At 50.3% G+C, this 15,098-nt stretch carries 12 protein-coding genes and 1 other annotated feature; of the genes, 10 read left to right on the top strand and 2 right to left on the bottom strand.

From position 1 onward, the window contains the following. Positions 1–125: 125 nt before the first annotated feature. Positions 126–382: a binding site (T-box leader), on the top strand. Between the two features lie 78 nt (positions 383–460). The 3 genes from ileS (at position 461) to EDM21_RS10395 (ending at position 4,873) form a co-directional block, all read left to right on the top strand. Further along, entirely contained in the window at positions 461–3,547 is a 3,087-nt protein-coding gene (gene ileS / locus EDM21_RS10405) for an isoleucine--tRNA ligase (RefSeq protein ID WP_157335295.1), read from the top strand. 287 nt (positions 3,548–3,834) lie between these two features. After that, positions 3,835–4,188, top strand: a complete 354-nt coding sequence (locus EDM21_RS10400) for a hypothetical protein (protein ID WP_157335292.1) — start codon at positions 3,835–3,837, stop codon at positions 4,186–4,188. 103 nt (positions 4,189–4,291) lie between these two features. Beyond that, positions 4,292–4,873: an LOG family protein gene (locus tag EDM21_RS10395; protein ID WP_157335290.1), complete on the top strand. Its 582-nt coding sequence runs from the start codon at positions 4,292–4,294 to the stop codon at positions 4,871–4,873. Positions 4,874–5,188: 315 nt separating this feature from the next. Here the strand turns inward: EDM21_RS10395 and EDM21_RS10390 are convergent, their stop codons facing one another. Next, the gene (locus EDM21_RS10390) at positions 5,189–7,183 is read right to left on the bottom strand and encodes a serine hydrolase domain-containing protein (protein ID WP_157335288.1); all 1,995 of its coding nucleotides are present in this window, start codon (positions 7,181–7,183) and stop codon (positions 5,189–5,191) included. Between the two features lie 530 nt (positions 7,184–7,713). On the opposite strand from EDM21_RS10390, the gene EDM21_RS10385 reads away from it, so the two are divergent. Both EDM21_RS10385 and EDM21_RS10380 read left to right on the top strand, forming a co-directional pair. Continuing rightward, a complete protein-coding gene (locus tag EDM21_RS10385; RefSeq protein WP_157335286.1) occupies positions 7,714–8,316 on the top strand; it encodes a sensor domain-containing protein in 603 nt (200 codons plus the stop codon). Positions 8,317–8,410: 94 nt separating this feature from the next. Continuing rightward, positions 8,411–10,237 (top strand): hybrid sensor histidine kinase/response regulator transcription factor, encoded by a 1,827-nt coding sequence (locus EDM21_RS10380; RefSeq protein ID WP_157335284.1) that lies wholly within the window; start codon positions 8,411–8,413, stop codon positions 10,235–10,237. A 165-nt stretch (positions 10,238–10,402) separates the two neighbouring features. Here EDM21_RS10380 and EDM21_RS10375 read toward each other — a convergent pair whose 3' ends face one another. Beyond that, complete coding sequence (locus EDM21_RS10375; protein ID WP_157335283.1) at positions 10,403–10,903, bottom strand: lactoylglutathione lyase family protein; 501 nt, start codon at positions 10,901–10,903, stop codon at positions 10,403–10,405. Positions 10,904–11,194: 291 nt separating this feature from the next. On the opposite strand from EDM21_RS10375, the gene EDM21_RS10370 reads away from it, so the two are divergent. The 5 genes from EDM21_RS10370 (at position 11,195) to EDM21_RS10350 (ending at position 15,086) form a co-directional block, all read left to right on the top strand. Further along, on the top strand, positions 11,195–12,130 hold the full coding sequence (locus tag EDM21_RS10370) for a sugar-binding transcriptional regulator (protein ID WP_157335375.1): 936 nt from the start codon (positions 11,195–11,197) through the stop codon (positions 12,128–12,130). 18 nt (positions 12,131–12,148) lie between these two features. Then, entirely contained in the window at positions 12,149–12,361 is a 213-nt protein-coding gene (locus EDM21_RS10365) for a hypothetical protein (protein WP_157335282.1), read from the top strand. A gap of 335 nt (positions 12,362–12,696) precedes the next feature. Then, positions 12,697–13,362: a deoxyribose-phosphate aldolase gene (deoC, locus tag EDM21_RS10360; protein ID WP_166541933.1), complete on the top strand. Its 666-nt coding sequence runs from the start codon at positions 12,697–12,699 to the stop codon at positions 13,360–13,362. 15 nt (positions 13,363–13,377) lie between these two features. Continuing rightward, complete coding sequence (locus tag EDM21_RS10355; protein WP_157335281.1) at positions 13,378–13,782, top strand: cytidine deaminase; 405 nt, start codon at positions 13,378–13,380, stop codon at positions 13,780–13,782. A 125-nt stretch (positions 13,783–13,907) separates the two neighbouring features. After that, a complete protein-coding gene (locus EDM21_RS10350) occupies positions 13,908–15,086 on the top strand; it encodes a NupC/NupG family nucleoside CNT transporter (RefSeq protein WP_157335280.1) in 1,179 nt (392 codons plus the stop codon). Positions 15,087–15,098 lie beyond the last annotated feature (12 nt).

The raw sequence follows: 15,098 nt of genomic DNA, 5'->3' as shown, positions 1-15,098 counted from the left end.
CGGGTTATTCCTCGGTTCCAGAGGGTATACTAGTAAAATTAGACGCGGATTTCTGAGGAAATCAAGTTGACATTTACATGGAAATGGCGTATACCTAAAACTAGCTAGAAATTGAATAATCCCAATCAAATTCATTGACGAGAACGAGTACGCTAAATTCCTTGTCCCCCAGAGAGTCGGTGCTATGCTGGAAGCCGACGTTCAAGACTTAGCCGGAAATCCTCTCCGAGAAGGAAAGCTGAATGCTGTGAGTAAGCTGCCCCGGGGTCCTGCCGTTACCAAGGACGCGTATGCTGGTACGCAGTGGAGGTGCCGCGGAGTCACACGATGGTGATTCTGACGGAACAAGGGTGGTAGCGCGAGATACAATCTCGTCCCTTAGGGGACGGGATTTTTTTGTTTTTTTTCAGATAGCAGGAGCAAGTTCCAATAGAGCTTAAATAAGAGGGGATGAAGATCCATGAGACAGGTAGATGTCAAAGAAAAAGCAAGAATGCGCGAGCTGCGTGTGCACCAGCAGTGGAAAGAGAACGATACGTTCCGTAAGTCGATCGAAAACCGCGAAGGAAAGCCGAATTTCGTCTTCTATGAAGGCCCTCCGACCGCTAACGGGAAGCCGCATATCGGCCACGTGCTCGGACGTGTAATCAAGGATTTTGTCGGCCGTTACAAAACGATGTCCGGTTTCCGGGTTGTCCGCAAAGCGGGCTGGGATACGCACGGGCTGCCTGTAGAGCTGGGCGTGGAGAAGCAGCTGGGGATTTCCGGCAAGCAGGAGATTGAGAAATACGGCGTTGCCAAGTTCGTGGAACAGTGCAAAAGCAGCGTGTTCGAGTATGAGAGGCAGTGGCGTGAGCTGACCGAAGGAATCGCGTACTGGACCGATATGGATAATCCTTATGTGACTTTGACGAATGATTACATTGAGAGTGTATGGCACATTCTGTCCCATATTCACGGGGAAGGCCTCTTGTACAAAGGCCACCGTGTAAGTCCGTACTGCCCGGATTGCCAGACCACTCTAAGCTCCCACGAAGTAGCGCAGGGCTATGAGGATGTCAAAGATTTGAGTGCAACGGTCAAATTCAAAAGCAAGACTGCGGATGAGTCCTTCCTGGCCTGGACGACAACGCCTTGGACGCTTCCGGCTAACATTGCGCTCGCGGTTAACCCTAAGATGGACTATGCCAGAGTCAACTACGAAGGCGAAGTATATATTGTTGCGAAGAACCTGGCTGAGAAAGTGTTCAAAGAAAATTTCGAAATCCTGTCTGTGCATAAAGGTTCCGAGTTCGTAGGAACTTCCTATCAGCCTCCTTTCGGCTACATTGCCGCAGACAAAGGACATGTGGTAGTGGATGCCGACTATGTGACGGATGCAAGCGGTACGGGGATTGTTCATATTGCTCCGGCACACGGTGAGGATGACTATCGTACGGTGAAGCAGCATGAGCTCGCTTTTGTGAACGTGGTTGACCTGGCGGGGCGTTACACGGATCAGGTGACGGATTTTGCCGGACGGTTCGTAAAGGATTGCGATATTGATATTGTCAAAAACTTGTCCGAACGCGGACTGCTGTTCTCCAAAGAACGCTATGAGCACAGCTATCCGTTCTGCTGGCGCTGCAAGTCTCCGCTTCTCTACTATGCGATGGAGAGCTGGTTCATCAAGACAACCGCTGTGAAGGATCAAATGATCGAGAACAACAGCAAGGTGGAATGGTATCCTTCCCACATCCGTGAAGGACGCTTCGGGAAGTTCCTGGAGGATCTCGTCGATTGGAACATCAGCCGGAACCGTTACTGGGGTACGCCTCTGAACGTATGGCTCTGCCAGGAGCCGGGCTGTGATTGTCAGTATTCGCCGGGAAGCTTCGCCGATCTGCAGGCTAAAGCAGTTGATCCGGTGAGTGACGATCTGGAGCTGCATAAGCCGTTCGTCGATGACGTTAAGCTGCGCTGTACATGCGGCGGCGTAATGGAAAGAACGCCGGAAGTGATCGACGTCTGGTTCGACAGCGGCTCGATGCCGTTCGCGCAGATGCACTATCCGTTCGGCGACAAGCAGCAGTTCGAGGATCAGTACCCGGCAGATATGATCTGCGAAGGTGTTGACCAGACACGCGGCTGGTTCTTCAGCCTGCTTGCGGTATCGACGCTGTTTAAGGGCAAAGCGCCTTATAAAGCGGTGATTTCGACAGGCCACGTGCTGGATGAGAACGGGCAGAAAATGTCCAAGAGCAAGGGCAACGTTATCGATCCTTGGGAAATCATCGAGGAATTCGGCACCGATGCGTTCCGCTGGGCGCTCCTGTCGGATAGCGCGCCTTGGAACAGCAAGCGCTTCTCGAAAGGGATCGTCGCGGAGGCGAAATCCAAGCTGGTCGATACGCTGAATAACGTGCATGCGTTCTACGTGCTGTATGCCGGAATCGACGGTTACCAGCATGAGGATCATGCACAGCAGGTATCGGAGAACGAGCTGGACCGCTGGATTCTATCGCGACTGAACAGCGTGCTGAAGAATGTGATTAAGGGCCTCGAAGTCAACGACTTCCTTAATGCGGCGAAGCAAATGGAGCTGTTCGTCGATGAGCTGAGCAACTGGTACATCCGCCGTTCACGCGACCGCTTCTGGGGCAGCGAAATGACGATGGATAAAGTGTCGGCTTACCAGACGCTGCATGAGGTGCTCGTGACACTGTCGCGTATGGTCGCGCCTTACACTCCGCTGATTGCCGATGATATTTACATGAACCTGACCGGAGACGGCAGCGTGCATCTGGCTGATTATCCGCAGGTGAATGAGGCGGCAATTGACGCCGGGCTTGAGAAGGAAATGGATACCGCCCGTAAGATCGTAGAGCTGGCGCGCAGCGTCCGCAATGAAACGGCGATCAAGACCCGTCAGCCTTTGTCGGAGCTGATCGTATCCTTGAGCGGGGATTTCGATCTGAGCCGTTTTGAATCCATCATCAAGGATGAAATCAACGTGAAGGAAATCCGCGTGGAGCAGAGCGACAGCCGCTACGTCCAGTTCAGCCTGAAGCTGAACCTGAAGGTCGCGGGCAAGAAGTTCGGCAAGCTCGTCGGGCCGATCCAGGGCCACCTGAAGCAGATGTCGCCAGAGGAGAGCAAGGCCGTCGTGGATAGCGGCTCCCTGGACCTGACGCTGGACGGCGAGGCGGTTCAGATCGCGCTGGATGAGCTGCTGGTCGAGAAGCACGCGAAGGAAGGATTCGCTTCCATGTCCGGCTACCAGATGACCGTTGCGCTGAACACGGAAATCACCCGTGAGCTGGAGCAGGAAGGTCTTGTCCGCGAGATCGTCCGTGCGATCCAGGATTACCGCAAGAAGCTGGAGCTTCCGATCGAGAAGCGTGTTAATCTGGTGCTGAATGTGGATGCGGAGCTGAAAGCAGCCCTGGAAGCATTCGATCATGTACTGCGTGACAACGTGCTGGTCAACGAAGTAGCTTATACCGAGGAAGCCGGCATGGAGACATTCTCGTTCGGCAGCAAGTCGTTCGGAATGCGGATTGAATAGGAACTGAATAAACAGGCTGTATCCTTAGGGGTGCAGCCTTTTTTGTATAGAATAGGGTAAGTGCTAGCAATGTCTGAAGAGAGATAGAGGCTGCTTGAAATGAAAAAATATTATTCGGTTGAAAATATGGTATATTTTGCAAGAATGATTTGTATGATGCGTAGGGAGTTTTGTTGATAATTTTAGAAAGAACAAGATATTGTAAGGATGACCGGATTGATATGAAGTAAGTGATAAAGCTGATAAGGTTTGAAGATTATAAAATTAGTCGTCGAGGAGCAATTGCAGTGAATTTAACGAAATTATGTTATCTTCTGCTTTTTATTTTACTAATTGGTTGCACAAGCCAAAAGGAAGTTATTAAACAATTAAAATCGAAATCGTCTGATACTTATACCCTGCATGTCTTTAAAGAAGACAGTGGGGCTGATGAATTAGATAAAGAAGTAAACAGGATATGGAATAAAAATATTAAGAAAATTGAATCCGTTCAATTCTATGACAACTTTCAAAAACGTAATAAAGAGATGATTAAGGCTCTGGATATTGCGGATTTCCCCACTTTTGTTGTTGTGGATGATGCAAAGATTGTATTAAAAACAACGGACCTTAATGATGTAAATAAAATATGGAGTGAATAATCATACGCTTGTTATAAACTATGAAGCATCTTTCCCTTCCGCTATTTAACCGATATACTAATAGTCATATCCAGAACTTAGATAAACGGATGGAGGAGAAATCATGAAAAGTATTGCGGTTTTCTGCGGATCAAGTAACGGGGCTTCGGCCGTGTACAAAGAAGGGGCGGCTGCGCTCGGCAAGGAGCTGGCAAAGCGCGGGATTACGCTCGTTTATGGCGGAGCCAGTGTAGGTCTTATGGGTGCTGTGGCGGATGCCGTTCTGGCAGAGGGCGGCAAGGTAATCGGCGTGATCCCTCAAATGCTGCAGACGCGCGAAATTGCGCATACGAACTTAACCGAGCTAATCGTGGTAGAATCCATGCATGAACGCAAGGCGAAGATGGAACAGCTGTCGGACGGGTTCCTGGCTCTGCCCGGAGGTCCCGGCACACTGGAAGAATTCGTTGAAATTTACACATGGGCGCAGCTTGGACTGCACCGGAAGCCATTCGGGCTGCTTAACATCCAGGATTACTACGAGCCGCTCGTGAAGTTTTTCGATCATATGACGAATGAACAATTTCTGCAGGAGAAATACCGTTCTATGGTGCTTGTGGACTCCAATCCATCGGCGCTGCTGGACAAATTCGGTTCCTATGAACCGCCTGCCGTAAAAACTTACATTAAGGAAGACCAGACATAAAACCGCGATTATGCGGTGCTGGTCTTCTTCGTACCATCCGATTCGCATAGCCCTATTTCTTACGTAGCTAAATAAAAAAGGAGTGAACCCGCTGGCATGTTTGCCGGGGCTCACTCCTTTTGAGTTTATACAGATGCAGCTTGCGAGGCAGCTCAAATTCTTCGGAGAGGTTGCGAAGAAGAACTATACGGCTGTCCCTTGCTGAAGTAACTTTACTGTTCCTGTAACGGTGCAGATAGGGCCAGTCTGTCCGCTGGAGCATGCTGTTCTTTGAAGCCTGAGGCTCTTGAGAAGCATCGATCCCGCTGGCCCGCTCTAGTTCTTGATCGGCAAGCTATACGCGCCGAATGCTTTGTCGAGCAGGGCTGCGGCTTCCTGGCGAAGCAGCGGCTGCCTGGAACGGAAGTCGGCAGAACCGTCTGCGCCGACTTTCGTGTCCGGATCGGCGATTCCTTGCGAGAGGAGCGCGGAGATTCTGGCTGCGGCCCATTCATCCGTCGGACCCGTTAACCGGACCTCAGATGCAGGTTTGGCCTGCTTGAGGTTCTGAATCATGGCCGCCGCCATTTGCCGGGTGATCACTTCGGATGATTCGAATCCGGGAATATCGGCCATCATTTGTTTCTTGTTGTTCTCACTCTGGCCGGGGAAGATGTACCAGCCATGAGCTTGAATAAGCAGGTCCGCGAATTCTCCTTGGGTCAGGGTTCTTGCGGGCTCGAACAGATTGTCTCGTGCTGCCCCCATAATAGTAAGTGCATTCAGATGGTCAATATGAAGCTTGTACGGACTGTCAGCCGGTACATCGGCAAAGGCTGGTTTCATCTCCACTTTCTGAGAATGTCCGACCACATTGATCCCCTTCTTGCTTGTGTAGTAAAAGTACTTGATGCTGCCGGCTGCATCTTTCTGGAAAGCCAGTTTCTCGCCGGCCTCGTCATCGAACAGGGTCGGGGTAATCATCCGGAGCGTATGCTTGCCGGTGCTTCCGTCATCCATGATGAGTTTTCCATCCTGGTAGGTAAACTGGGTTCTTAAACCATAAGCGCGTGTATTCTGGTACAAGCCCAAGTATTTCTGCGCGTCTTGCGCGGTCAGATCTTGATAGGCAGGTGCCGGCTTTTTCACAGGTTCGGGGAAGTAGTGGTCCATGAACGCTTCATAGAAACCGACACTCATTTGGGTATCGCTGTTGTAAGACATATAGAAGGCCGTGTTCTGTTCCGGGATCAGAACCATCAGGGAAGAGTGGCCCGGCATATTGCCGCCTTTAAGAACAACATGCTGCCCATTCATCAATTCTTTGTAATAGCCTTCAAAACCAACTGTAGCAATCGGAATGGTTTTGCCGGCATCGGCAAAGGCCGAATAAGTGTGCATCGGCTCCATGCTCTTGGCACTGACAATCTGCTTGTCCCCGAATTTGCCTCTGCCCAGCTGCATGACCAGGTAGTTCGCCATATCGGTTCCGGTAGAAAGGATACTGCCTTGAGGGCCGTCGGTCGGCGCATGTCCAAAAGCCGGCTGAAGTTCACCTGTAGGGGAGTAATGCTGCGCCATTCTAGACTTAAGCTCAGGCGTATAGCGGACACTGGTTGATTTCATGCCGAGCGGCTCAAACACTTTGGTCTTCATATACTCATCAAAACGCATTCCGCTCACGTTCTCTACGGCTAAACCCGCCAGCAGAAATCCGAAGTTGTCATACGTATAAGCTTCGCCCGGCGGCCGGACGACTGTCGGCATGTGCCCGGCGATGAACGACTTCATCGGGATGTCCTGGCCGATATAATCCGGCGAGATGAAGGTGGTGATATCCGGTTTGTCCACCCCGCTCGTATAATTCAGCATCTCGAACAAAGTAAGCGGTTTGCCCGTTGTGTTCGGCACTTTCAATCCGCCTAGGTATTCATTGACATCTCTGTTCAGATCCAGTTTTCCCTCGTCGACCATCTGCATCACAGCGAGCGCCGTGAAAGTCTTGGATACGGAAGCGATCTGGAACACCGTGTCTGGATCGACTGGAATCTTCTTCTCTTTATCCGCGTAACCGTATCCCTTGTTGACCAGCACTTTGCCATCTTTAACGACGACGAAATTCGATCCGGCCACATTATCTTTCTTCATCATTTCCGCAAAAAGAGGATCGGCGAACGCTTCGACTTCTTTACCGTCTTGCGGTCCGTTCATTTTATCCGGATCTGCCGGCTGAGACACTTCCGGTTTAACCGGTGCAGGTGTACAAGCTGTAATTGCAGTGGAGGCAGCTAATAGGGCAGCTAGACTCAGGTTGCGTATCCTTGTATTCATCGTGGGGTTCTCCTTTAACTGCTCGTAGTTTTCTGGCCGTTTTCTTGTGCAGGATCATCATTTGATTCACAAAGAGCCGTTTCCTCCTTTACGTGTGCTCTCATCGTGTATCACCCCCAAAGTATCTCAATGAGGCTGTCACAGCGGCAAGTTAGCTTTCGTCACCAGTATGGGGGCCCCCGGACGGAACGGGAATTTGCAGCCTGATACATGATGAATCGTAAAGAAGGCATGACACTTGTCTTGATGGCATGTCACGAAGTGCGGATCACACATGGGAGGTCTATTTTCGCATGAAATCGGTACCGGAAATCACTGCACGTGTCATATGACACTTTGACACTAGTCTTGTTGACAACAGGAGAGATAAGATACAGGCAGCAGAAGAGAGGGGAAGGAGACTTTCATACATGCGGGATAACTTCAGACACAGGGCAAACATGCAGCTTACTTGCTGGGAGATTGAAATACGAAGTTATCAGGGAAGGTATCGAAGAGAGTAGGAAATAGAAGAAAGGGAGCGGAGCTTTATGGAAAGAAGATTACTTAAGCACGTACAAAACTTTTGGTTTTTGTTGCTTACTTTTGGAACAGGTTTTTTTTACTTTTGCTTTTATATGGTCAGTCTGACGTTCGGTTTGTCTCTGTCTTTTACGCTGATCGGCATTCCGCTGCTCAAGAACATCATGCGCACAACACAGACTTTTACGCAATATGAACGAATTCAGACGAAACTCTATACGGATATTTCAATTGAATCGTACCCGGGAAAAGCATTAGCGGAAGGAAGCGTATGGCTGCAGGCCAAAGAGGAACTGCTCGATCCGGTTAACTGGAAAGCGATTCAGTGGCTCATGCTGAAATTTCTGCTCGGTCTGGTCTGCTTCCTCGGGGCATTCGTTCTGTACATTTCACCGCTGATTATGATCGCGGCACCATTGCTGCTTCACTTTGTGGATATGTATATCGTGGTTCCAATCGATACGCTGTTTAAATCTCTGGTTGTGATGGTGATTGGATTTATTTGCGTGTTCGCAGGCGGGAAGCTGGGGAGTCTTCTGGTCGTGCTGGCAGGCGGTTATACCCGTGACATGTTTCGGGCTCTTAACCAAACGAACAGGAAGAAGCACTAGGAGGTCTTCACCCCCTTAAACCATATACGTTATGTGGAGGTCTGGTCTATAATAGCGTAGGAACATATGGAAGAAAGAGCAGGAGATGAGCGATTTGTTTGATGTTATAAAAAAATGGTTCTGGTATGACTGGCTGCTGCTTCTAATTCGGCTTCTCAGCTGTGTATCCCTCCTACTCACGGAGATCCAGGTTCGTAATGAATTAACGCTCCCGTTAGCTATCGTACTTTTCTGGCAGATCGCCGCTTTTTCTATTCCGTGGCTGGCACTGCTTCTCAATTATAAATCTTATCTTATTACCGAAATGATTCTATTCGGCGGGATAGTCCTATATCTGGTCACCCTGTTTCCCCAAGCCTATTTGACGTATATTGTCCCCGCATTTTTGATCGCAGCCAATAGTGCAGGCAAATCCTATAAGTGGACGGCCCCCATCACTGTAATCGGCTTTCCGGTGCTCATCCTGCTCTTCTCTCAGATAGACAAAGGCGGGGTCATTTTCATCAATTACGGGCTGGCTTATACGCTCGGATTTGCTTTTCACCTGCTTGTGGTCAACCACCGGCAGAATGAGATTATCCGGGACCAGAATTACATCATGAAGCAGTATATGTCCCAAATTGAGCGGATTACGCTGCTGGAAGAGCGCAACCGGTTATCCAAGGATCTTCATGATACGATGGGACATTCTTATACGACGATTATTATGGGGCTGGAGACATTGAAACCGGAGCTGGCTACTGAGGCCGGGCAAGAAAAACTCGGCTCCCTGCTCCAGGTGGCGCGTAAAAGCATGAACAATGTGCGAAGTTATCTGCACGGGATAGAATCCGACCAAGAGAGCCTTCCGCTGGTCGAGTCTCTCAAGCAGCTCACTGAAGACTTTGAAGAGAATGCGAGAGTGAAAGTCGGGTTCCGCACGTATGGGGAGGATCATCCTTTGCCGAAGCAGGCGCAGATGGCTTTCTACCGCTGCTTGCAGGAATCGCTAACGAACGCTGTACGGCATGGCGGTTCGACGGAAATAGACGTATCGCTGCAATTCGAGGACCGGCAGACCCGGCTTGAAATACGCGACAACGGACGGGGGGCAGACCGTCTGCAGGACGGTTTCGGCCTCAAGGCGATGAAGGAAAGGGCGTTCAACCTGCAGGGGCAGGTCTCGGTTTACTCCGGTTCTGATGAGGGAACGGTAGTCATGTGTACGCTGCCCAGACAAGTGGAGCAGCCTGAAGAGGTCATCCGCCTGCTGCTTGCAGACGACCAGCCGTTCATCCGCGAGAGTCTCCGGACTATTCTTGAAGAGCACAAGGATCTGCAGGTAGCGGGCCTCGCGGCAGACGGCCAAGAGGCCGTGGAAATGTGCGGCACTCTGGAGCCGGATCTGGTGGTGATGGATCTGGATATGCCGAATATGGACGGATTGTCCGCGACACAGGCTATCAAGTGCAAGTGGCCGCACATCCGCATTGTGATTCTGACGACTTTCCAGGACGTGGAAAGGGCTATGGAAGTTCTGCGGAGCGGGGCTGACGGGTATTTGCTCAAGTCGATCGAGCCGCGCGAACTTGCCGAAACGATCCGCCTCGTCCACAGGGGCGGGACGATGATCGCTCAGGACATCTCCTCTAAATTGTTTGAGGAGGCGGATCTTCCTGCGGCCGCTCTGCACAAGGAGCCGGCTGCCGCAGAGGAGAGGCCGACGGAACAGAGGGAAGCCGAGAACGAGTACGGCCTGACACCGCGGGAGATTGAGATTCTGCAATTCCTCTCCCGCGGGCTGCGGTATAAAACCATTGCGGCCAAATTGTATCTGTCCGATGGCACGGTGCGTAACTATGCTTCAGCCGTGTATGCGAAGCTTGATGTGCGCAACCGCGAAGAAGCGGTGCAAAAGGCTGCAGAAGCAGGCCTTTTGTAGATTCGGTTGTCCGTCATGCATGTGCCGGGATGCCGGATCGCCCGCTGCGGGTGTTCCGGTCGCCCGATCACAGCTAGACAACAAACGATAAAGAGACCAAGGGAACGCAGCGTTCCCTTGGTCTCTTTTTATCATTTGTTGTCTTAGAATCGTATTGCCACTGTTTCAATAAGCGCCGGATGAGTAAGTAAGTTCATAGCTGTGGGTATAGATTTCAATCAGTATACCGAAAGGATCCTCGCAGTAGACCATCTTAAAAGGCTTCTCCCCCGGGTAATATTCCCGGATCGGCATGCGCTGCTTGCCGCCGTGCTCGATGATTTTCTTAACCAGCTCTTCTATATCCGGGTCTTGTACTGCAAAATGAAAGGTACCCGTTTTCCAAAATTCAAAGTTATCCCCGGGTTGTTCATGGTTTGGGAATTGAAAGATTTCAATTCCCACTTTATCCACTGTGGATAAGTGAGCGATCTTAAAACTTCCCCAGCCGGGACCGAACACATCCGTACACATTATGCCTACGGGACTATCATCTTCTTCTATAACAGAAGGCTGCATAATTACGTACCAGCCGAGGACATCCGTATAGAATTGGACAGCCCGGTCGATGTCGGGTACAGAAAGTCCTATATGAGAAAAGGAACGCGGATAAACGGGGCGATTCATGAGTGTTTCCTCCTTATGTTTGTTAGTATTACGGATTGTTCCGGCTAAGACAGTGGGTAGGAAGAAGGTACTTGCAAGTAACGGGGCACGGTTCAGGAGCCGGGAATTTTAAGGAGTATAACCAACGTGTCGAAAATAGGATTTCTTATAGGGGCATCAAATATGCGTGAATGAGAATCATTCCATGTCCTTCCAAAGAAAGTATCGGCGGACTTGCCAAATGACGGATCAGCAGTGGTATACTGATCAATACAATGAAGATTGAACTTGAACAAAAAGTGGGTTGTAAACATGGAGAACGAGAAGCAGCGACTAAGTATTGAGGCGGCAAGACTTTACTATCTGTCGGATTACAGCCAGATGCAGATTGCAACAAGGCTTGGCGTATCTCGTCCGACAGTGTCCCGGCTGCTGCAGCATGCCAAGGAACAGGGCTATGTGCGGATCAATATCGTAGATCCTCTGCAGGATTTGGATGCTCTTGGCGATCAGGTGAAAGCCAAATATAACCTGGATACCGTGCTGGTGTGTTATTCGCCCCTGGATGAATACCAGGAAATCACGAAACAGATCAGCAAGAAAGCAGCCGATTATTTGCACGAGACGATCCAGGACGCCGATATTATCGGAGTTACCTGGGGCAAAACGATGTATGCGATCGCGCGTGAGCTTCAGCACAAGCAGGTCAGAGGTGTTGAGGTCGTCCAACTAAAAGGGGGCGTAAGCCATTCCCACGTGAATACTTATGCGGCCGAAACAGTTAATCTGTTCGCGGAAGCTTACCATACGATTGCCCGTTATTTGCCTCTGCCTGTTATTTTCGACAGCAATGCCCTGAAGAAGATGGTGGAGGAAGACCGGCATATTCAGCGCATTATCCAACTTGGCAAGCAAGCGAATATCGCGGTGTTTACTGTAGGTACGGTAAAAGACGATGCGCTCCTGTTCCGGCTGGGATACTTCACTCCCCAGGAGCAGAAGCTGCTTCAGAGCAGCGGCGCCGGCGATATCTGTTCCCGTTTCTTCGATGAGAACGGGAATATTTGCAGCGAGGAAATCAACAATCGTACCGTGGGGATTGACCTTGCCGATCTGCGTAACAAAGAAAAAGCGATTCTCGTTGCGGGAGGCCAGCGGAAGATCGAGGCGATCCGCGCGGCTCTCATCGGCCGCTATGCGAACATTCTGGTGACGGATCAGTTCACCGCTCAAGCGCTGCTGGGGTGAAATGCGCAGGTCTCTGGTATGCTTGAGCCTCAAGCCTCAAACCTCAAGCACGCAAGCCGCAAGCACGCAAGCAGCAAGTACGCAAGCACGCAAGCACGCAAGCACGCAAGCACGCAAGCACGCAAACCAAGCCGTCACGAGCGGCAATTCATCATGAGAGTCACGAATCAGCACCAAGCCGGGATTAAACAAATACCCTCCAGATGTGGAACATGGGATGGCCAGCCGTAACGGTCATCCTCTTCTTTTCACAGCTGCAGGGTATTTTTTTGCTTGAGGAAGAGAAGATGGAGCAGAGTGCGGGCTTTTTTTCATAGAATGCTAAAAAGGGTAAGGAAGAGGAATGTTGACAAAAAGGCTCTGCGACCAAGCCCTCATCGGGTTAATGCGGCTTAAAGGCTCCGCTAATGATGAGGGAGCGAAGGGCCGTTTTTGTGTATGAACAAATTTTCAATGATGGTTTTACATATGTTCATGTCTGTGCTATCATAGATTATGTAACCAATAACTAATTGAATGAAAGAGTAACATCTTACAGAAGATATAAATAGAAGGAGTTGTTGAATGTGAATATAGCCGCAATGATTGACCACACGCTCCTGAAGGCGGATGCGACCCGGGAAGAGGTTGCCAAACTGACAGAAGAAGCGAAGAAATATGGTTTTGCCTCTGTATGTGTGAACCCGACATGGGTGGCTTTTTCGGCGGACCAGTTGAAGGGCACGGAAGTTAAAGTATGTACGGTAATCGGATTCCCTCTGGGCGCCACTACTTCTGCTGTAAAAGCCTTTGAAACACAGGATGCAATTGCAAACGGCGCGACCGAAGTCGATATGGTCATCAACATAGGCGCATTGAAAGCGAAAGACAACGAGCTGGTAGAGAAGGATATCCGTGCAGTCGTTGAGGCGGCTAAAGGCAAAGCGCTGGTGAAAGTCATTATTGAAACCTGCCTGCTTACGGATGAGGAAAAAGTACGCGCATGTGAACTGGCTGTCCAGGCGGGCGCTGATTTTGTTAAAACATCCACAGGCTTCTCCACAGGCGGAGCTACACGCGAAGATATCGCGCTGATGCGTAAAACGGTCGGTGCAGGCGTGGGAGTTAAAGCATCCGGCGGTGTGCGCAGCCTGGAAGATATGAACGGCATGATCGAAGCGGGAGCAAGCCGTATCGGCGCAAGCTCGGGTGTTAAGATCATGGAAGGCGGCACGTCTACTTCTTCTTACTAAAGGGAGGACTGAATCATGAAGGATCAACTGATTCAAGAAGCGATTGAAGCCCGCAAACAGGCGTACGTTCCATACTCCGGTTTTCAAGTCGGGGCTGCCGTGCGGACAGGCGGCAAGATCTACCGGGGATGCAACATTGAGAACGCATCCTACGGGTTAACCAACTGCGCGGAGCGGACGGCCATCTTCAAAGCGGTTTCTGAAGGAGACCGCAAGATCGAAGCCATCGCGGTCGTGGCCGATACCGAAGGTCCGGTATCTCCATGCGGCGCTTGCCGACAGGTACTATCGGAATTTTGCGATAGCGATACGGTTATTTATCTCACGAATCTTCACGGACATACGGAAGAATGGACGATGGAGAGGTTATTGCCGGGAGCTTTCCAGGCACAAGATATGGATCACCAGAACGAGAGTTAATCTTGTTCTTGGACAACCGGATATGCCCTTCTTCACCTGGTTTGTAAGCGCTATAGAAAAGTGACATACCTCACAGCACCCAGCCGCTTACACCATACACAAGCTCACCAATGGGGGAAGCACAAATGAAATTTCTAATCGCAATCTTGGGCGTACTTGTTATCTTCGGTCTCACATACGCAGCCAGCAACAACAAGAAAGAAATCCGTTACCGGCCTTTGTTTGTGATGATCGTCCTTCAAGTTCTGCTGGCGTTTGCTCTCTTGAACACGGGTATTGGCGAATTTTTAGTAAAAGGCTTTGCAGGCGTCTTTGAAACATTGCTAGGCTATGCGGCGGAAGGGATTAACTTCGTATTCGGCGGTATTGCAAATGAAGGCGCAGGTCCGTTCTTCCTGAACGTGCTGCTGCCGATTGTGTTCATCTCTGCGCTGATCGGTATCCTGCAGTATACGAGAATTTTGCCGTTCGTGATTAAATATATTGGTCTTGTCCTCAGTAAAATTAACGGAATGGGCAAGCTGGAGTCATACAATGCTGTCGCTTCCGCGGTTCTCGGGCAATCCGAAGTGTTCATTTCGGTAAAAAAGCAGATCGGTCTGCTTCCGAAGCATCGCATGTATACGCTGTGCGCATCTGCCATGTCGACGGTGTCGATGTCCATTGTAGGTGCCTACATGACCATGATCGAACCGAAATATGTCGTTACCGCCCTGGTGCTGAACTTGTTCGGAGGTTTCATCATCGCTTCGATTCTGAATCCTTACAAGGTATCGCCGGAAGAAGATATTCTGGAAGTACAGGAAGAGGAGAAGCAGTCTTTCTTCGAAATGCTGGGGGAGTATATCCTCGACGGATTTAAAGTCGCGATTGTAGTAGCTGCGATGCTGATCGGTTTCGTCGCCGCCATCGCCATGGTGAACGGGATTTTCAGCGGAATCTTCGGAATTTCGTTCCAGGAGATGCTGGGGTATCTGTTCGCGCCGATCGCATTCGTTATGGGTGTACCGTGGAAAGAAGCAGTCGATGCGGGAAGCATCATGGCAACCAAACTGGTCTCCAACGAGTTTGTGGCAATGCTGGATCTGGGCAAAATGACCGACTTGTCCGGACGCACCGTCGGAATCGTATCGGTATTCCTCGTATCTTTTGCGAACTTCTCTTCCATCGGTATTATTGCCGGAGCTGTTAAAGGACTGCATGAGAAACAGGGTAATGTTGTAGCACGCTTTGGTCTTAGGCTGCTCTTCGGTGCTACAATGGTGAGTGTACTGTCGGCAACGATTGCCGGATTGTTTCTATAATTGTTCCTTTAA

Source organism: Paenibacillus lutrae, from assembly GCF_009757775.1.
GTDB classification, from domain to species: Bacteria; Bacillota; Bacilli; order Paenibacillales; family NBRC-103111; genus Paenibacillus_F; species Paenibacillus_F lutrae.
Note: the sequence above shows the minus strand (reverse complement) of the source record. Positions and strands in the feature narration are given on the sequence as shown.